16 protein-coding genes are annotated in these 17,882 nt (G+C 73.0%); 4 read left to right on the top strand and 12 right to left on the bottom strand.

Annotated elements, in window-relative coordinates; all coding sequences use genetic code 11:
- Positions 1-73 precede the first annotated feature (73 nt).
- From KDY119_RS00810 to KDY119_RS00795, 4 genes are read right to left on the bottom strand one after another with little or no spacing between them, the layout of a single operon-like run.
- Positions 74-538 carry a PTS sugar transporter subunit IIA gene (locus tag KDY119_RS00810; RefSeq protein ID WP_227994456.1) on the bottom strand — a complete coding sequence of 155 codons (465 nt, stop codon included), beginning with the start codon at positions 536-538 and terminating at the stop codon, positions 74-76.
- The gene (locus KDY119_RS00805) at positions 538-831 is read right to left on the bottom strand and encodes a glucose PTS transporter subunit EIIB (RefSeq protein WP_083891153.1); all 294 of its coding nucleotides are present in this window, start codon (positions 829-831) and stop codon (positions 538-540) included. Before KDY119_RS00805 ends, KDY119_RS00810 begins: the two co-directional genes overlap by 1 nt.
- 5 nt (positions 832-836) lie before the next feature.
- The gene (locus tag KDY119_RS00800; protein WP_036954247.1) at positions 837-1,082 is read right to left on the bottom strand and encodes a glucose PTS transporter subunit EIIB; all 246 of its coding nucleotides are present in this window, start codon (positions 1,080-1,082) and stop codon (positions 837-839) included.
- Entirely contained in the window at positions 1,079-1,888 is an 810-nt protein-coding gene (locus KDY119_RS00795; protein ID WP_227994455.1) for a GntR family transcriptional regulator, read from the bottom strand. The genes KDY119_RS00800 and KDY119_RS00795 overlap by 4 nt, the downstream gene beginning before the upstream one ends.
- A 197-nt stretch (positions 1,889-2,085) precedes the next feature.
- On the opposite strand from KDY119_RS00795, the gene KDY119_RS00790 reads away from it, so the two are divergent.
- Positions 2,086-3,468: a PTS transporter subunit EIIC gene (locus tag KDY119_RS00790; RefSeq protein WP_083891151.1), complete on the top strand. Its 1,383-nt coding sequence runs from the start codon at positions 2,086-2,088 to the stop codon at positions 3,466-3,468.
- 145 nt (positions 3,469-3,613) lie between these two features.
- Here KDY119_RS00790 and KDY119_RS00785 read toward each other — a convergent pair whose 3' ends face one another.
- From KDY119_RS00785 to KDY119_RS00765, 5 genes are all read right to left on the bottom strand, one after another.
- Complete coding sequence (locus tag KDY119_RS00785; protein WP_153021802.1) at positions 3,614-4,138, bottom strand: hypothetical protein; 525 nt, start codon at positions 4,136-4,138, stop codon at positions 3,614-3,616.
- A 31-nt stretch (positions 4,139-4,169) separates the two neighbouring features.
- Complete coding sequence (locus KDY119_RS00780; RefSeq protein ID WP_036954243.1) at positions 4,170-4,442, bottom strand: HPr family phosphocarrier protein; 273 nt, start codon at positions 4,440-4,442, stop codon at positions 4,170-4,172.
- Positions 4,443-4,564: 122 nt separating this feature from the next.
- Positions 4,565-5,950 (bottom strand): MFS transporter, encoded by a 1,386-nt coding sequence (locus KDY119_RS00775; protein WP_036954241.1) that lies wholly within the window; start codon positions 5,948-5,950, stop codon positions 4,565-4,567.
- Positions 5,951-5,960: 10 nt separating this feature from the next.
- The gene (locus KDY119_RS00770) at positions 5,961-7,268 is read right to left on the bottom strand and encodes an enterochelin esterase domain-containing protein (protein WP_194174300.1); all 1,308 of its coding nucleotides are present in this window, start codon (positions 7,266-7,268) and stop codon (positions 5,961-5,963) included.
- A 10-nt stretch (positions 7,269-7,278) separates the two neighbouring features.
- Entirely contained in the window at positions 7,279-8,376 is a 1,098-nt protein-coding gene (locus KDY119_RS00765) for a VIT1/CCC1 transporter family protein (RefSeq protein WP_153021800.1), read from the bottom strand.
- A 95-nt stretch (positions 8,377-8,471) separates the two neighbouring features.
- Between KDY119_RS00765 and KDY119_RS00760 the strand changes: the two genes are divergently transcribed.
- Both KDY119_RS00760 and KDY119_RS00755 read left to right on the top strand, forming a co-directional pair.
- Entirely contained in the window at positions 8,472-9,164 is a 693-nt protein-coding gene (locus KDY119_RS00760) for a DsbA family oxidoreductase (RefSeq protein WP_036954236.1), read from the top strand.
- Positions 9,154-9,378, top strand: coding sequence for a hypothetical protein (locus KDY119_RS00755; RefSeq protein WP_153021799.1), 225 nt, complete (start codon positions 9,154-9,156; stop codon positions 9,376-9,378). The genes KDY119_RS00760 and KDY119_RS00755 overlap by 11 nt, the downstream gene beginning before the upstream one ends.
- Here the strand turns inward: KDY119_RS00755 and KDY119_RS00750 are convergent.
- From KDY119_RS00750 to KDY119_RS00740, 3 genes are read right to left on the bottom strand one after another with little or no spacing between them, the layout of a single operon-like run.
- Positions 9,363-11,348, bottom strand: a complete 1,986-nt coding sequence (locus KDY119_RS00750; RefSeq protein WP_036954232.1) for a carbohydrate-binding domain-containing protein — start codon at positions 11,346-11,348, stop codon at positions 9,363-9,365. The genes KDY119_RS00755 and KDY119_RS00750 overlap by 16 nt on opposite strands.
- 42 nt (positions 11,349-11,390) lie before the next feature.
- Entirely contained in the window at positions 11,391-12,161 is a 771-nt protein-coding gene (locus KDY119_RS00745) for a polyphosphate polymerase domain-containing protein (RefSeq protein WP_036954231.1), read from the bottom strand.
- Positions 12,158-12,763 (bottom strand): DUF4956 domain-containing protein, encoded by a 606-nt coding sequence (locus KDY119_RS00740; RefSeq protein ID WP_051136868.1) that lies wholly within the window; start codon positions 12,761-12,763, stop codon positions 12,158-12,160. Before KDY119_RS00740 ends, KDY119_RS00745 begins: the two co-directional genes overlap by 4 nt.
- Before the next feature lie 214 nt (positions 12,764-12,977).
- Here KDY119_RS00740 and KDY119_RS00735 point away from each other — a divergent pair, with 214 nt between their 5' ends.
- Complete coding sequence (locus KDY119_RS00735; protein WP_148284305.1) at positions 12,978-17,867, top strand: glycoside hydrolase family 3 N-terminal domain-containing protein; 4,890 nt, start codon at positions 12,978-12,980, stop codon at positions 17,865-17,867.
- The last annotated feature ends 15 nt before the right edge of the window (positions 17,868-17,882 follow it).

Genomic DNA, 17,882 nt, shown 5'->3' with positions numbered 1-17,882 from the left:
GGGACCTGCGCCCGCCCGCCGCAGCGGACGGGCGCAGGTCCCGTTCTCGTGGGGCGCGCAGCCCGGGGTCTGGTCAGCCGACCTCGAGCAGCTTCGACCCGGCCTCGACCGGCTCCCCGACGGCCGCGACGACGGCGACGCCCTCGGGCTTCTGGTCGAGCGCGACCACGGGGCACACGGCCGACCGGCCCCCGGCGACGACGTCGCCCGGGCTCCACGTGACGAGCGCCTGGCCCGCCTCGACCCGGTCGCCCTCGGCGGCGTGCAGCGTGAAGCCGGCGCCCTGGAGCTGCACGGTGTCGATGCCGAGGTGCACGAGGATCCCCACGCCGTCGTCCGTCTTCACGACGAACGCGTGGGGGTGGAGCTTGGCGATGGTCCCGGCGACCGGCGCGACAGCCGTCGACTCGGCGGCCGCGCCGGGGTCGATCGCGATCCCCGGCCCGACGAGGGCCGCGCTGAACACCGGGTCGTCGACCTGGGCCAGCTCGACGACCGTGCCGCCGAGCGGCGCCGCGACCGGCAGCACGGCCGCCATCAGCGCAGGTCCTCGATGTCTGACGCGAGGGTGTCGGCCTCGGGGCCGACGATGACCTGGACGACCTTGCCCGACTGGACGACGGCGATCGCGCCGGCCGCCTTCAGACCTGCCTCGTTGACCTGGGCCGGGTCCTCGACCTCGACGCGCAGACGCGTGATGCAGGGTTCGAGGTCGACGATGTTGTCGTCCCCGCCGAGTCCGGCGAGGATCTGCTCCGCCTTGCTCATCTGGTGCTCCTTCTCGGTGGAGTCAGGCTTCTGCGCCTGGTCCGGTTGGGTGGGTGGATGGATGGGTCCTACATGAGATCTTCGAGCTCGCTGGCGAGCACGTCGACCGCGGGGCCGATCACGACCTGCACGACCCGCCCGGACACGACGACGCCGTGGGCGCCGGCCGCACGCAGGGCGGGCTGGTCGACGGCGGCCGGGTCCTTGACCTCGGACCGCAGCCGGGTGGTGCAGGGTTCGATCTCGACGATGTTGTCGACACCGCCGAGCGCACGCAGGATGCGGCCGGCCTGGTCGTCGTGGGGCGACGTCATCGCCTCACCTCCTGGATCGTCCGGGCGGCGCCTGTGGGGGAGGCGTCGACGGTGCTCGTCGCCGCGCCCTGGGTGCGCGGCGTGACGACGGGGTTGGGCGCGGTCAGGGGCACCCACAGCGTGTACCGGTCGGCCCGGTAGCACGATCGCGAGAACGCGCACGCGACCTGGTCGGCGAACGTGCGCCGGGCGATGCGCAGCACGGTACGCGCCCCGCGTCCGAGGCGCAGGAGCTCGGCCTCGTGCGCGGACGCGTCGGAGGCCGAGACGGTGTCCTCGCCCCAGTTCGGGTCGTGCCCGTGGTCGCGGAACGTCGCGTAGAGACTCTCGGGGAAGGCGTCGGGGGCGCCGTCGAGCAGGTGGGGGAAGATCGTCGCGGGCACCCAGGCCTCCTCGAGGGCCATGGGCCGCCCGTCGGCCCACCCGAGCCGTTGCACGTGGTGGACGGCGGCGCCGGGCTCGAGCTCGAGCGCCTCGGCGACGTCCCAGGGCGCCTCGACGGTCTCGGCGTCGAGCAGCTCGGTGTGCGGGCTCATGCCCCTGCGGCGCATGTCGTCGCCGAAACCGACGAGCCGGAGCTCCATGTCGGTGCGCGGCGGCGCGACGAACGTGCCGCGTCCCTGCTCGCGATGGAGGAGGCCTTCGTTGACGAGCGCGTCGATGGCCTGGCGCACGGTCATGCGGGAGACGGCGAAGCGTTCGCACAGCTCGCGCTCGGAGGGGATGGTGTCGCCGACGACGAGCTCGTGCGCGACCAGTCCGCGGAGATAGTCGCGGACGCGCACGTGCTTGTAGTCGGGAGCCAACGCCGCCTCCTTCACAAATCCTTGACAAGGACCGAATGTCTAGACCACTCTAGGCCCACTGGTCCAGACATCCTAGTGGGGGCCGGGTCGCGGTTCCCCGACCGTCCCGCCCCACGAGCTGCCGAGCCGACGACGCCGACCACGGTGGGCGCCCGCCGTGCTCGGCGACGACGAGCACACGATGAGGAGTGCCCCGTATGACCGCCACCACAGCGGACGCCTCGACCAAGAGAGGCATCCCCGGATTCGCTCAGCTGCAGCGCATCGGCCGCGCCCTGATGCTGCCGATCGCCTCGCTGCCCGCCGCAGCCCTCCTGCTGCGCCTCGGCCAGGCCGACATGCTCGGCGCCGACGGCCTCGCCAAGCACGCGAGCTGGCTGCAGCCCGTCGCCGACGTCATGGCCGCCGCGGGCAACGCACTGTTCGCCAACCTCGCGCTGCTGTTCGCGGTGGGCGTCGCCATCGGCTTCGCCCGCAAGTCGGACGGCTCGACGGCGCTCGCCGCCGTCATCGGCTACCTCGTGTACCAGGGCGTGGGCAACGCGATGTCGCCGCACGTCCTCGGCCTCCCCGCCAAGGGACAGGAGCAGGAGCTCGTCAACTACGGCGTGCTCGGCGGCATCATCATCGGCATCACCGCCGCACTGCTGTACCAGAAGTACTACCGGATCAAGCTGCCCCAGGCGCTCGCGTTCTTCGGTGGCCGCCGGTTCGTGCCGATCATCACCGCGTTCGCGTCGATCATCATCGCGGTCCTCATGTCGCTCGTCTACAAGTGGTTCAACACCGGGCTCACGAACTTCGGCGAGTGGACCACGCACAACGACGTCCTCGGGGGCTTCATCTACGGCACGGCGAACCGCCTGCTGGTCCCGCTAGGCCTGCACCACCTGCTCAACTCGTTCCCGTGGTTCCAGCTCGGGAGCTACACCGACTCGAGCGGCGCCGTCTGGCACGGTGACATCGCACGCTTCCTGCACGGCGACCCGACCGCCGGCGGCTACATGACCGGGTTCTTCCCGATCATGATGTTCGCCCTCCCGGGCGCCTGCCTCGCGTTCATCCACACCGCGAAGACCAAGAACCGCAAGATCGTCGCAGGCATCATGGGCTCCGCCGCGCTCGTCTCGTTCATCACGGGCGTCACCGAGCCGATCGAGTTCTCGTTCGTCTACATCGCGTACCCCCTGTACGCGATCCACGCGGTGCTCACCGGAACCTCCCTCGCGCTCGTCAACGCGCTCGGGATCAAGGACGGGTTCGGGTTCTCCGCAGGCGCGATCGACTACCTCCTGAACTTCAACATCGCGACGAAGCCACTTCTCCTGATCCCGATCGGACTCGCGTACGGCGTCATCTACTACTTCATCTTCCGCTGGGTCATCACCAAGTGGCAGCTGAGGACGCCGGGGCGCGAGGACGACGACGAGACCGGCCAGGACTCCGTGCTGTTCGACCAGCCCGCCGAGACCGCGGCGGAGAAGTCGGACCCGGCGGTCATGGCCTCGGTCGAGGCCGTGGTCGACGAACCGGCCAACCGACGACCGGGCGGCGACACGTCGGGCGGCACCACCGCCTGACCTCGTCGGTCGGTACGGACCGACCGCAGGGCGACACGACGGAGCCCCGGACCCTTACGGTCCGGGGCTCTGCCGCGCCCGGTGGACGCAGCGGACGATCGGTCGGTGGGCGCCGAGGGCGGCGCTCCGCCCGCCGACGGTGACGTCAGGTGCCGCGGTAGCGGTCGACGCCGCCGAGGTCGGCGAACCCCTCGAGCAGCGAGACCTTGCGCAGCGCCGTGCCGGACCGCGTCAGCGTGAACGTGGGCCGCGCGTGCCGGACGGTCTCGACGTCGGGACCGGGGCCGTCGGTCAGCAGGAGCAGCGCGGAGCTGTCGACGTGCAGCTCGCGCGCGACCGCTTCCTCCACGTCCTCGCCGATCCCGGCGAAGATGAACGCGTCGGACAGCGTCCGGGTGCCGGGATACTCGATGCCACGGCCGAGCATCGCGGTGACCGCGCGGAAGAACCGCCGCGGCCCGGACCGCGCGTCGTCGTCGCGCCGTCCGACCCGGTCCTGGGCGTACTGCCAGCCGGGCGCGGGGACGTCGACGTGCCAGACGATGCTCACGTGCTCGCGCAGGACCTTGTCGACGTCGGGCAGGTTCTTGGTGACCGTGTCGAGCGCGAGCTCGGCCCCGCGGGCGTCGAGGAAGCACCAGACCGTCAGCGTCCGGTTCGAGGCGGCCATTCGCGTGCCCCGCCCGTGTGGCACGTCGCCGTCAGGCGATGACGGTCTGCGACAGGAAGGCCTCGAGCGCGTCGAGCGCTGCGACGTCGTCGTCGGTGTCACCCGGTGTGGTGAGCACGACCTCGGTGCCGGCACCGGCGCCGAGGGTCATGACGGAGAGGATCGAGTCGGCCTCGAGGTCCTCGGTCTCGGACGACTTCCGGATGGTCACCGGCACGGGCTGTGCTGCGGCCGCCTGGACGAACAGGGCGGCGGGACGGGCGTGGAGCCCTTCCTCGATCGCGACGACGACGGTGCGCTCCATGGGTGTTGCCTCCTGCGGTTCGGCCCTGCTGCGGTGCAGGGCGCGCGGACGAGTGCCCCCAGAGTAGTGGTCTGGACCAGTTGGCGCCAGGAGTGCCGGGCGCCGGGCCGAGCGAGCCGGTCTCAGGCCTCCGGGTGCCGCGCGTCGTACGCGAGGAAGCGCGGGCTCCAGCGCACCAGCAGCCCGACGACCACCGCGCACGCGATCGACCCCACGACGACGGCCCACGCCTCCCCGAGCCAGCTCGCCCCCGCCCCCACGACGACGTCCCCGAGCCGCGGCCCGCCCGCGACGACCACGATGAACACGCCCTGGAGGCGGCCGCGCATGTCGTCCGGGGTCGCCGTCTGGAGGATCGTCTGGCGGAAGATCGCGCTCACGCCGTCGGACGCACCCGCGAGCGCCAGCGCGACCCCGGCCAGCACGAGCGCCCACACCAGCACGTGGTCGGGCTTGTCGCGACCCGTGACCACGAGCACCACGCCGAACAGCAGCGTCGACGCGGAGAACGACCACACCGCGAGCACGACGGCGCGGCCCTGCTTGTGCACGTGCGCGAACCCGCCCGACAGGAGGCTCGCGAGCACCGACCCGATCGCGAAGGCGGCGTTGAGCCAGCCGGTCGTCGTCGAGCCGCCGCCCAGGTACCAGACGCCGACCGCCGGCCAGACGACACGCGGCATCGCGAGGATCATCGCGGCGAGGTCGAGGAGGAACGTCATGCGCACGTTGGGGCGCGTCCCGAGGTACCGCAGACCCTCGAGCACCGAGCCGAGGCCGACGACCGTCCGCCGCGGGGGCACGACCACGGGACTGTCGGCCTCGCTCGCGGCGCCGCCTGCGCCGTCGAGCAGCTCACGCTCGACCTCGACCTGCGGGCCCGCGGACGCGGACCCGGCGGTCGGCTCGAGCGGCGGCAGCGGCGGCAGCCGGAAGAGCGCCCACAGCGCGAACGTGAACAGCACGAAGTCGATCGCGTAGGCGCTCGCGAAGCCGCTCGCCGCGACGAGGAACGCGCCCGCGAGCGGGCCGACGGTGAGCGCGATCGACATGGAGAGCGTCTGGAGCGCGTTCGCGGGGGCGAGGAGCCGGGCCGGGACGAGCCGCGGGATGATCGCGGTCCGCGCGGGATTGTTGATCGCGAACGCGGCGGACTGCAGGGCGATCAGGGCGTACAGCACCCACACGTTGTCGAGGCGGAGAGCCGCCTGGAGGAAGATCAGGCCGGTGATGATCCAGAGCGCCGACGACGCGAGCAGCGCCACCTTGCGGCGGTCGAACGCGTCGACGAGCGCCCCGCCGTAGAGCCCGAGCAGCACGAGCGGGACGAGCGCGAACATGCCCAGGATCCCGACGGCGAACGTCGAGCCCGTGATCGCGTAGACCTGGAGGCCCACGGCCACGACGGTGAGCTGGCTGCCGAGGTTGGAGACCCCGAGCCCGAGCCAGAGCCGCCGGTACGCCGGGCTGACGCGCAGGGGCGTCAGGTCGGCGAGGAGGCGGGGCACTCGTCGGATTCTACGGGAGCCTCGAATCGTTCCGAGCGCGGTCTCGACGACCGAGCAGGTGCCGCAGGCCGTCCGCGACTCCCCCGCGCCAGCACGCGTAGTCGTGGCCCCCGTTGAACTCGACCAGGGCGACGTCCGCGCCCGCGCCGCCCAGCAGCGCCGCGAACGGCGCGTGCCGAGGCTGCAGCACCCACTCCTGCCGCCCCACCTCGAGGTACGCACGGGTGCCCCGCAGGTCCGCGCGGGCGGCGTCGTCGAGCACCGACTCCTGCCACAGCGACGCCGACTGGCTCAGCGCCGCGCCCACGCGGCCCGGGTGACGCACGAGCGCGCGCAGCGCAGTCAGCGCCCCGAGGCTCTGCCCGACGACGACGACGTCCTCGCGCCGGTCCGTCACCGGCAGGGTCGCCCGCGCCCAGTCGAGCAGCGGACCGGCCAGGTAGTCGTCGAGCCCTCCGCGCTCGTCGAGCTCGGCCCAGCGGCGCTCGCGGTCCCCCGCGTCCAGGAGGACGGCGTGCACCGGGGGCACCGCGCCGTCGGCGGTGAGGTTGTCGAGAGTGGTCGGGAGATCCTGCGCCCCCGTCCACACGTCGCCGTCGAGCACGACGAGCAGCGGGGTCGGCGCCCCGGCGAGAGCCGGCGCGTACACCCAGGCGCGACGCCCGCCCGGAGCCTCGCACGGCGTCACGGAGCCGCGGGGCGTCCCGGCGCGTCGCTCCAGCCAGTGCTGCGAGGGCGCGGCCGGGAGCTCGACGACCGACTGCGTCACCCCGGAGCGGTTGCGCGTGGTCCGCGGGTTCCGCGGGTCGGCGACGCCCTGGTCGAGCGCGGCCCGCACCGCCACCTGGTCGTCGGCGCCGAGCCACGGCGCCCGCTCGCCCGGCGCCCTCGGGACGAACGCGTACGACGCCCGCCAGTCGGCCTCCATCCGGTAGGACAGGTGCCACACGTCCGTCCCGGGGACGCGCTCCATGAGCGACGCGTCGAGGTCGCGCTCGTCGGTCAGCCGGTTCACGAACAGCAGGACCTGCTCCGCGGCCGCGTCCCGCCACAGGAACGTCACGGTCCGGTGGCCGGTGGCGGTCGGGGAGCGGGCGTCGTCGGCAGCCGGCTCGACGAGCGGCGTGCGCGCAGCGACCGTGCGCCAGAAGTCCTCGACCGTCCTGGCCGACCGGGTCGGGTCCGCCGCGGCGCCCGCAGCCGCGACCCTGCGCGCGAGCGCGTCGACGACCCCGCTGCGGACGACCGGAGCGGGCGCAGGCCGGGGCAGCTTCGGCGGGGTGCGGCGGGACGGAGGGACGACGACGGGATCGGGCACAGGCACCATGTCAGCCGACGACGCCCCCGAACGCCAGGCCCAGCACGTACGTCACGGCCGCCGCACCGAACCCGATCGCGAGCTGCCGCAGCCCGCGCGTCACGGGCGACGTCCCGGACAGCAGCCCGACGACGGCCCCCGTCCCGAGCAGCGCGATCCCGACGAGCGCCGCCGCGACCAGCACGGCCGCGAGCCCCGTGAGCCCGAACAGGTACGGCAGCACCGGGATGATCGCGCCCGACGCGAAGAAGCAGAAGCTCGACCACGCCGCGCCCCAGGCGGTCCCGTGGGTCTCGAACTCGTCGGCGTCCGGGCCGGCGTCGGCCGGCGCGAGCACGGTCGCGGCCGTGAGGGTCCGCAGGACGTCGTCGGCGTGGCCCTGCGCCTCGTCGGCGGTCATCCCCCGCGCCCGGTAGACGAGCGCGAGCTCGTTGGCGTCGACGTCGAGGTGCGGCAGCGCGTGCACGGCGTCGGGGCTCGGGTTGGAGGCCTCGAGCAGCTCGCGCTGCGAGCGGACCGACACGAACTCCCCGGCCCCCATCGAGAGCGCGCCGGCCAGCAGCCCCGACAGTCCCGTCAGCAGGACGACGTTCGCCGCGACGCCGCTCGCCCCCACGCCGAGCACGAGCGCGAGGTTGGAGACGAGGCCGTCGTTCGCCCCGAACACGGCCGCGCGGAACGACCCGGACAGCCGCACCCGTCCGCGCGCCGCGAGCGCCCGCACGACCTCGGCGTGGATCTGCTCGTCGGCAGCCATGGTGGGGGTGGCGTCGGCGTCCTCGGCGTACTCGGACCGGGTCTCGGCGCGCTGCGCGAGCGCGAGCACGAACACGCCGCCGAACCGGCGGGCCAGCACGCCGAGGAACCGGGTGCGCCAGTCCCCGCGCAGCGGCGGCCCGACCCGCTCACCGAGGAGGTCGAGCCAGTGCTGCTCGTGGCGGCCCTCGGCGTCGGCGAGCGCGAGCAGGATGGCCTGCTCCTCGCCGTCGCGCCGGCGGGCGAGGTCGCGGTAGACGGCGGCCTCGGCGCGCTCGTCGGCGAGGTAGCGGCGCCAGCGGCGCAGGGTGCGCGCGTCGGGCGCGGGGCTCGGCGTGGTGGCGGAGGTCACCGGTCCAGTCTGCCGACCGCCGCCGCCCCAGGCTTTCGGACCTGCGAACACGCGTGTGGGGGAATGGGGCACGCGCCGTCACGGTTGCCCTAGGCATGACTTCCTCCGCCGCCCCCGTGAAGGTCGACATCTGGTCCGACGTCGCGTGCCCCTGGTGCTACATCGGCAAGCGCCGCCTCGAGACCGCGCTCGCCCAGCCCGGCGCGCCGGCCGTGGAGATCGAATACCACTCGTTCGAGCTCTCCCCCGACACCCCCGTCGACTTCGAGGGCTCCGAGATCGACTTCCTCGCGCACCACAAGGGCATGGCGCCGGCGCAGGTCGAGCAGATGCTCGGCCAGATGACGCAGCTCGCCGCGGCCGAGGGCCTCGAGTACCACTTCGACACCCTCCGGCACACGAAGACGCTGCTCGCGCACGAGCTGCTCCACCACGCCAAGGCGCACGGCCTCCAGGTCGAGATGAAGGAGCGCCTGCTGCGCGCGTACTTCACGGAGTCGCAGCACGTCGGGCACGTCGACGAGCTCGTCGAGCTCGCGACGGAGGTCGGGCTCGACGCGGACGAGACCCGCGCGGCGCTCACGGACCACCGCTACTCCGACGACGTCGCCGCCGACATCGCCCAGGCGCGCGCCCTCGGCATCAACGGGGTGCCGTTCTTCGTCCTCGACGGGAAGTACGGCGTCTCGGGCGCGCAGTCGCCCGAGACGTTCTCGGCCGTCCTCGAGCGCGTGGTCGCTGAGAGGACAGACGCAGGGCGAGAGCCGGAGACGTCCGGTGTCGCCTGAGCAGCCCGTCTCCCCCGGCGCTCCCGCGCCCGACGACGCCCCCTCCCCGCGCGTCGACCTCGTCGCGCCCCCGTTCCCCGGTCTGGTCCGGGTGGCCGGCCCGGCAGCGGGCGACACCCCGGGTCTCGTCGTCGTGGCCGGCGCGGACGGCGCAGACGCCGTCGGTGTGTGCGTCGACGGCGTCTGCGTCGTGCCGCCTCAGCTGTCGGACTGACCTTCGCCCGAGCCCTGCTGGCCTCCGGGCCCCCCGCCCATGCCGCCGGGACCGCCCATGCCGCTCGTCGCCTCGCCGGCCGTGCCGGTCGCGATCTTCGTGCCGCCCGACGCGTCGCCCCCGTGCGAGAGCCCGCCGGCGACCTTCGTCCCGGCCTTCCCGCCCGCGACGAGGGTGTAGGTGTCGCCCTTCGTGACGTCGGAGGACGAGTAGACGACGGAGCTGAAGTCCTTGCTCGCCGTGAACGACGCGACGACCTTCCCGTCGCCGTCGACGACGTGCACGACCGTGCCGGCCTTCTGAGCGGCGTCGGCGGTCAGCCCGACGAACGACTGGGTCGACGTGTCGGACGGGGTCTGCGCCATGCCCGAGGACCCGACGGCGATCAGCTCGCCCCCGGAGACGGTGAACGTCCCGTTGTAGTCGAGCGAGCCGTTGCCGTCGTTCGTCGGCCCGGACACGACGACCGTGCCGCCGCTCATGGTCATGTTCCCGTTCGAGTCGAGGCCGTCGCCGTCGGCGTCGACGACGAGGGTGCCGCCGGTGATGTCGATGAGCACGGAGTCGTCGGCCTCCTCGCCGCCACCGCCACCGCCCTGCGGGCCTCCACCGCCCTCGGGCATCTCTCCGTCCTGGGGTCCGCCGTCGGGCATGCCGGTCGGCATCTCGCCGCTCTCGGGTCCGCCCTCGGGCAGGTCCGTCGGCATCTCCCCGCCCTGCGGCGGCTCGCCGCCTCCGCCGGCGGCCTCGCTCGTCGACGACGACCCGGACGACCCGTTCACGCCGTCGTCGGACGTGACGAGCGTGGTGCTGCCGCCCGACACCGAGATCACGGCGGCTTCGAGCCCTTCGTAGGCGGTCTTCACGTCGATGGTCCCGCCCGAGACCGCGAGCGCCGAGTCCGCGTGGACCGCGTCGTCACCGGCCTGGATGGTCAGGTCGCCGTCGGTCACGGCCACGACGCCGTCGGAGTGCACCGCGTCGTCGGCGGCGTCGACCGACAGGGTGCCCCCGCCCACGACGATGTTCGCGTCCGCGACGAGGCCCTTGGGCGACTCGTCCTCTCCGACCTTCGTGGTGTGGCCGCCGTCGGTGACGACGGTGAGGTCGCCGCCGGTGACGACGACGTCGGTGGTCGCGGTGAGCCCGTCGTCACCGGCGGTGAGGGTGAGCGTGCCGCCGGTGACCTGGACGTAGCCGAGCTTCGCGTCCTCGTCGTCGTCGGACTTGAGCGCGTCGCCCTTCGCGTCGACGACGAGCGTCCCGCCCTGCACGACGAGGTAGTCCTTGCCGCGGATGCCGTCGTCGACGGAGTTCACGGTGATGTCGCCCGACGCGATGACGAGCCCGTCCTTGCTGACGATCCCGTCGTTGGCGTTCCCGTCGACGGTGAGCTTCCCGGCTCCGGTGATGGTGAGGTCGGCCTTGCTGAACAGCGCACCGCTCGCGTCGTCGTCGTCCGCGTACGACGTGGTGTCGGCGAGGTGGTTGGTCGTGCCCTTCGCGAGGGTCACGACGACGTCGTCCGCGTCGAGCACCTGCAGGGGCGACGTTGTGCTGCTGGTGAGGTCGGCGCCGTCGAGCACGAGGTTGACGGTGCCGTCGGCGCCGGAGGTGTCCACGACGACCTTGCCGTCCGTGAGCGTGCCGGAGATCCGGTAGGTGCCGGCGGCCGTGATCGTCACGGTGCTGCCGTCGGCCGTCGCGCCGTCGCCGTCCACGGTCGCGGACGTGCCCGACAGCGTGATGGTGGTGGCGTCGGACGACGCGGTGGTGTCCGACTCGTGGGCGGCGGTGTTCTCCGCCATGACGGAGTCGGCCGTCACCTGGCGGACCTTCTCGAGGACCTCCTGCGCGGACGCCGTCGAGGTGGGGTCGGAGCCGGACTCGTCGTCGCCGCCGGAGCAGCCGGCGAGGAGCGCCGCGAGGACGGTGGTCGGAAGGGCGATGCGGACGAGGGTGCGTCGCATGGTCGTTGCTCCAATCGATCGTGCGGTCGGGGGGGCCGGCGGTCAGGCGGTCACGTGCCGTCGCAGCACGCGCCGCCACGGCGTCGCCGGGAGCTCGGGGTGGAGGACGGCCATGCCGGTCCCGTACTTGGAGATGCGGACGGGCCGGTGCCCGGCCTCCCACAGGAGCCGGTCGGTCGCGGACGGCGTCGAGCCGGTCTTGGTCTCGACGACGGCCCAGCCGCCGAGCGCGTGCCGGGCGCCGGACGCGACGTCCGTCCAGACGAGGCCCGTGTCGATCGTGGTGCGCGAGTCGGGCCGGCCCGAGCCCGGCGCAGCGGGGACGTGCAGCGTGACCCGCTCGTAGGTGCTGAGCAGGGTGGGGACCATGCCGCCGTCGATCTCCCGGACCCGCGCGTCGTCGAGCGCCTGTGCCGTGAAGTCGAGGGCGCCGTCGTCGAGCGTGGTCCGCGCGTCGAGCGGGTGCGGGGCCCTGTTCTTCACGGTCGTGCCGCGGGTGCCGCGCGTCTTGACCTCGACCCAGCACTGCCCGGAGTCGACGTAGGTCCGGGTGCGGACCTTGAACCGCCGCCGACGCCGGTGCGCGGCGCCCAGGTAGCTCGCCAGGGCGGGGGTGTCGAAGTAGACGGACTCGTACGCGAAGGAGCGCTGGCCGTCGATGTCGAGCACGCGCACCGCGCCGTCGACGCGCTCCAGGAGCGTGTCCACGAAGGTGTCCGGGACGAGGTACTTGCGGTCGACGCGGGTCTGGAGGGCGGCGCTCTCCTGCAGCTCGTCGAGCCCGACGGCCGCGAGCGCGGCGAGGGCACTCATCGCTGCGCCCCCTCGGTGGCGGGCAGCTCGAACGGGACCTGGTCGGCGGCACGCCCGCGGGCGCTCGACTCGTACCGCACGGCGACGACGGTGGTGTCGTTGACGAGGTCGAGCCGCTGCACGTCGAGGTGGTCGACGCGTGCGCCGAGCAGCCCTTCGACGTAGGCGACGAGGGCGGTCTCGTCGGTGATGGCGCGGTCGACGACGAGCGTCTGCTGGCGGTAGCGCGAGAGCAGCCGCCGGGTGTCAGCGAGCGCGAGCACGACGACGACGAGGGCCATGAGGCCGATGCTCAGCCCGGCCGGCGCGGCGTCGAGGCCCGCGATGAGGCCGAGCGCCAGCGCCGCGAAGTAGTAGGCCACCTCGTGCTGGGAGAGCTCGGTGGAGCGCAGCCGGATGATGGAGAGCACCCCGAACAGCCCCAGGCCGAGCCCGGCCCCCACGGTGCTCTGCCCGAGGACCGCCGCGACCGCGAGCACCCCGACGTTCACCCCGAGGTACGCGACGACGAGGTCGCGCCGGTGGTGGCGCGGCAGGTAGACCGCGAACACGAGGACGCTGATCGCGACGAGATCGACGGCCATGAGGGCATAGGCAGACATCGGGTTCCTCTCGGTGTGGTGGCTTCCATTCCGTCATGCCGACCCATGCGTTCGCTGTGACGGGCCTGGGGCTGCGGTGTCATCCGGCCTGTTGCGCCAGGGCGGACGACCCGGGCAGACTGCTGGAACATTGAGTTCAAAGGTTGAACACAATGGAACGCAATCGGCTCCACAGCCGGACGACGACGTCCGGCTCGCTCACGAAGGAGTGACCTTGAGACGACTCGACCACCGGCGGGCGCGCGGTCTCGCGCTCGTCGCGGGGCTCGCGGTAGCCGCCACGGGGGCCGTCGCGCCCCTCGCCGCGGCCGCCGACGACGGCCCCACCGACCTCGCCCGGCTCGGCACCGTGACGGCCTCCGCCTTCCAGGACGACGGGGACGGCACGTTCCCGGCCTCCAACGCGATCGACGGCGACGACTCGACCCGGTGGGCCAGCGGCAACGGCCCCGACGACGCCGACGCCACCTACACCGCGACCCTCACGTCCGACCTCGGCGCCCCCGCGACCGTCGACGGGATCACGCTCAAGTGGGAGGCGTCGTACGCGGTCGCCTACGACGTCGAGACCGCGCTCGGCAACCCCGACGACCCGGACTCGTGGAGCACGGCGTACAGCACGACGACCGGCGACGGCGGCACGGACGCCGTCACGTTCGACTCCCCCGCGCACGCGCGCTACGTCCGGATCGACATGAAGAAGCGCGCGGCGTCCACGTGGGAGGCGCCGAAGCTGCACTACTACGGCTACTCGATCTACACGCTGTCCGTCGCGGGCGCGTTCGACACCCCGCAGGTCGCCGTCGGCGCCCGCACCCTGAGCGTCGGCGCCGGCAAGGACGTCACCGTCCCGGTGACCCTGAGCAACCCCGCGAGCACCGAGCAGAAGGTCCACGTCGCCACGAAGGACGGCACGGCGAAGGCCGGCACCGACTACGAGGCCGTCGACCAGGACCTCACGTTCGAGGCCGGCGAGACCCAGCAGTCCGTCGTCGTGCACACGACGAGCGCAGGCGCGCTCGCGGGCGACAAGGCCTTCACGGTCGCGCTCTCGGGCCCGTCGGACGGCCTGGCCCTCGCGAGCGCCGCGTCCACGGACGTGACCCTCACCCCGACGGGCACCCTGCCCGACGCCGGAACGTCCACGCTGCTCGAGGGCTTCGAGCAGGGCGTGCCGTCGACGTACGCGGTCTGGGGCTCGGACGCCGGTGCCACCCCGAAGCTGGCGACGGTCGCGGACGCGTCCGTCCCGGGCGCCGCGGACGGCAACCACGCGCTCACCGCGACCGTGGCGACCGCGGGCACCTACGGCGGCTTCACGTACGAGCACCGGGTCGACAACGCCTCCGAGACGTTCGACTGGTCGGCCTACGACGGGTTCTCGTTCTGGTTCCTCGGCCAGGGCAGCGGCAAGACGTTCTCGGTCGAGCTGCACAACCGCGACGCCAGCGACAAGGAGCTCGGCTTCGCGACGAACGTCACCGACGACACGACGGGCTGGCGCAAGGTGAGCGTCCTGTTCAAGGACCTCAAGCCGAAGAGCGGCGTGACCGCGAAGGCGTTCGCGCCGGCCACGTCGACGGGCTTCGCGGTGACGCTCACGGGCCTCGGTGCCGGCACGTTCACGTTCGACGGCTTCTCGCTCGACCAGCGCGCCGTCCTGCTCGACGACTTCGAGCACGGCGTGAGCGGTGACGCGACCGCGAAGACCGGCTACTTCGCGTGGGGCTCGTCCGACGCGAACGTCACCCTCGCCGCGACGGGTCTGGCCCGGGGCGACGCCGCCGACAACCACGTCCTGGGCGGCCAGTACCTCGTGCCCGACGGCGGCTACGGCGGGTTCTCCGACAACCTCGCCGCCGCGCAGGACTGGTCGTCCTTCCGGGGCCTCCGCTTCTGGTGGTACGCCTCGCAGCCCAACAACCCGGCCTCGCCGACGGCGGGCGCGACCATCCAGGTCGAGCTCAAGGACGGCGGCCCCGACGCCGAGCACGCCGAGAGCTGGATCGCGACGTTCAAGGACAACTGGAGCGCCGACGGGTCGCGCTGGAAGCTCGTCTCGCTGCCCTTCTCCGCGTTCCGGCTCGGCGCGAACCAGCCCGGCGGCGACGAGACAAAGAACGGCACGCTCGACCTGACGTCGTCGTGGGGCTACGCGTTCACGTTCCCGGCCGGGACCGCGAGCGCCACCCCGTACTCGATCGACGACGTCGAGCTGTACGGCACCCCGGCCGTCGCGGCCGCGACGACGATCACGACCGACCAGGACGCCTACCTCGTCGACCCGGGCGGCACCGCACACGTCGAGGTCGGCCTCACGACGGCCGACGGAAAGCCGCTCGCCAAGGCCACCACCGTCGACTGGTCGACCGGCGGCGGCACCGCGAAGGACGGCACCGACTTCGCTGCGGCGTCGGGCACGCTCACCTTCGACGCGGGCGCCGAGTCCGGGACGACGCAGACCGTGGACGTCGCCACGACCGCCGGCACGCCGGCGAGCGAGGCGCTGACTATCCCGGTCACGCTCAAGTCGGCGGGGGCGACCGCGCCCGCGGAGGCGCCGCGCGTCGTCGTCAACGCCCACGGTCTGCCCTACCTCGACGCCTCCCTGCCGACCGCGCAGCGCGTCGACGACCTGCTGGGCCGCATGACCCTCCAGGAGAAGGTCGGGCAGATGGCGCAGGCCGAGCGGCTGGGCCTCGCCACACCGCAGCAGATCACGACGCTCGGGCTCGGCTCGGTGCTCTCCGGCGGCGGCTCGACGCCCGCGGCCAACACCCCGCAGGCGTGGGCCGACATGATCGACGGCTACCAGCGCGAGGCGCTCGCGACCCCGCTCCAGGTGCCGCTCCTCTACGGCGCCGACGCCGTGCACGGGCACTCGAATGTCAAGGACGCGACGATCTACCCGCACAACATCGGCCTCGGTGCGACGCGCAACCCCGCGCTCGTCGAGAAGGTCGGCGAGGAGACCGCGTCCGAGACCCGGACGACGGGCGTCAACTGGGCGTTCGCGCCGTGCCTGTGCGTCACGCGCGACGAGCGCTGGGGGCGGACGTACGAGTCGTTCGGCGAGGACCCGGCGCTCGTGTCCTCGTTCGCGACGTCCGCGATCGAGGGCCTGCAGGGCTCCGACCCGGCCGACAAGTCCGGCGCCGACGAGGTGCTCGCGTCCGCGAAGCACTGGGCCGGCGACGGCGGCACGACCTACGACGACTCCGTCGCGGGGACGGGCGGCTACCCGATCGACCAGGGCATCACGAACGTCCCCTCGCAGGACGTCTTCGAGAAGCTCTACGCGACGCCGTACGTGCCCGCGATCCAGGCGGGCGTCGGGTCGATCATGCCGTCGTACTCGGCCCTGTCGATCGACGGTGCGGACCCCGTGCGCATGACCGAGGAGCCGCTCAACCAGTCGCTGCTCAAGGACAGGATGGGCTTCGACGGCTTCCTCATCAGCGACTACCAGGCGATCGACAAGCTGCCCGGGGGCACGTACGCGGAGAAGGCCGTGCGTGCCGTCACGACGGGCAGCATCGACATGGCGATGGCGCCGTACAACTTCGGCGACTTCATCACCGCGATCGTCGACGGCGTGAACGCCGGGCAGGTCCCGCAGGCGCGCGTCGACGACGCCGTCCGCCGGATCCTCACCCAGAAGTTCGAGCTCGGGCTCTTCGAGCACCCGTTCACGGACGACAGCCAGCGCGACCAGTTCGGCGGGGCGGCCCACCGGGCCACCGCCGCGCAGGCCGCCGCCGAGTCGCAGGTCCTGCTCAAGAACACGGGCGGCGCGCTGCCCCTGAAGAAGACCGGCAAGCTCTACGTGGCGGGGTCCAACGCCGACGACCTGGGCAACCAGACCGGCGGCTGGACCATCACCTGGCAGGGCCAGTCGGGCACGCACACGAGCGGCACCACGATCCTCGACGGGATCGAGGCCGCCGCGCCGGACCTCTCGGTGACCTACTCGAAGACGGCCTCGGCCGACCCGAGCGGGTACGACGCGGGCCTCGTCGTGGTCGGCGAGACCCCGTACGCGGAGGGACAGGGCGACGTCGGCAACAACGGGCACACCCTCAACCTCACCGCGGCCGACAAGAAGGCCGTGGACACGGTGTGCGCGGCGATCCCGACGTGCGTCGTGCTCGTCGTCTCGGGCCGCCCGATGATGCTGGGCGACGTCCAGGACGAAGCCGGCGCTATCGTCGCCGGCTTCCTGCCGGGCACCGAGGGCGAGGGCGTCGCGAGCGTCCTGCTCGGGGACGCGCCGTTCACCGGCCGCCTCCCGCTGAGCTGGCCGGCGTCGATGGACCAGGTCCCGGTCAACGTCGGCGACGCCTCGTACGAACCCGCGTGGGCGTACGGCTGGGGCCTGCGGACGGACGCGCCGCGTGCCCGCCTGACGGCTCTCGTCGGGTCGCTCTCGGGCGAGCCGAAGAAGGCCGTGCAGGCGCTCCTCGACGCGGAGGTCTGGAAGGCCGACGGGACCCTGAACGACGCCGACGCCGGGCTCCGGCTCGTCGCGGCCGCCGCGAAGACCCTCACACAGGCCACGAAGGCGCAGGTCGACGACTCCGGCATCGACGAGGCCCAGCAGCACCCGATCGACCCGACGGTGCTGACCCAGGCCGACACCGTCGTGTCGCTCGCCCGGGACCTCGCCCAGCAGGCGGTCGTCGGGCAGGGCTCCACGCCCGACGCCGGCCCGGTGACGGCCACGGCCGACGCCGAGCACCTGCAGGAGGCCGGGGACGCGTACGACGCCGTGGTCACGCTCGCGAAGGTCGCGGGTGTCGACGTGACGACGCCGCTCAAGGCCGCCCCGAAGGCGCTGCTCCCGCCGCTCGCGGTAGGCCTGCCGATCGTCGGGCTGCCGTACGTCGCGACACCCGGCCTGTGGTCGGTCACCGGGGTCAAGCTCACCTACCAGTGGAACGCGGACGGCACCCCGATCAAGGGCGCCACGAAGGCCGTCTACACCCCCACCGCCGCCGACGTCGGCAAGCGGCTCTCGGTCACGGTGACCGCCGGCAAGGCCGGGTACCAGGCCGGGACGGCGACCTCGCCGTCGAGCGGGAAGGTGATCAGGCTGGGCCGCTGACCGACCCCGCCCGCG

Source organism: Luteimicrobium xylanilyticum (assembly GCF_009429125.1).
Lineage (GTDB): Bacteria > Actinomycetota > Actinomycetes > Actinomycetales > Cellulomonadaceae > Luteimicrobium > Luteimicrobium xylanilyticum.
Note: the sequence above shows the minus strand (reverse complement) of the source record. Positions and strands in the feature narration are given on the sequence as shown.

Coding starts and splice junctions, on each gene's coding strand:
- KDY119_RS00810 (WP_227994456.1), bottom strand. CDS start 538: ATGGCGGCCGTGCTGCCGGTCGCGGCGCCGCTCGGCGGCACGGTCGTC.
- KDY119_RS00800 (WP_036954247.1), bottom strand. CDS start 1,082: ATGACGTCGCCCCACGACGACCAGGCCGGCCGCATCCTGCGTGCGCTC.
- KDY119_RS00790 (WP_083891151.1), top strand. CDS start 2,086: ATGACCGCCACCACAGCGGACGCCTCGACCAAGAGAGGCATCCCCGGA.
- KDY119_RS00785 (WP_153021802.1), bottom strand. CDS start 4,138: ATGGCCGCCTCGAACCGGACGCTGACGGTCTGGTGCTTCCTCGACGCC.
- KDY119_RS00780 (WP_036954243.1), bottom strand. CDS start 4,442: ATGGAGCGCACCGTCGTCGTCGCGATCGAGGAAGGGCTCCACGCCCGT.
- KDY119_RS00760 (WP_036954236.1), top strand. CDS start 8,472: ATGACTTCCTCCGCCGCCCCCGTGAAGGTCGACATCTGGTCCGACGTC.
- KDY119_RS00750 (WP_036954232.1), bottom strand. CDS start 11,348: ATGCGACGCACCCTCGTCCGCATCGCCCTTCCGACCACCGTCCTCGCG.
- KDY119_RS00745 (WP_036954231.1), bottom strand. CDS start 12,161: ATGAGTGCCCTCGCCGCGCTCGCGGCCGTCGGGCTCGACGAGCTGCAG.
- KDY119_RS00740 (WP_051136868.1), bottom strand. CDS start 12,763: ATGTCTGCCTATGCCCTCATGGCCGTCGATCTCGTCGCGATCAGCGTC.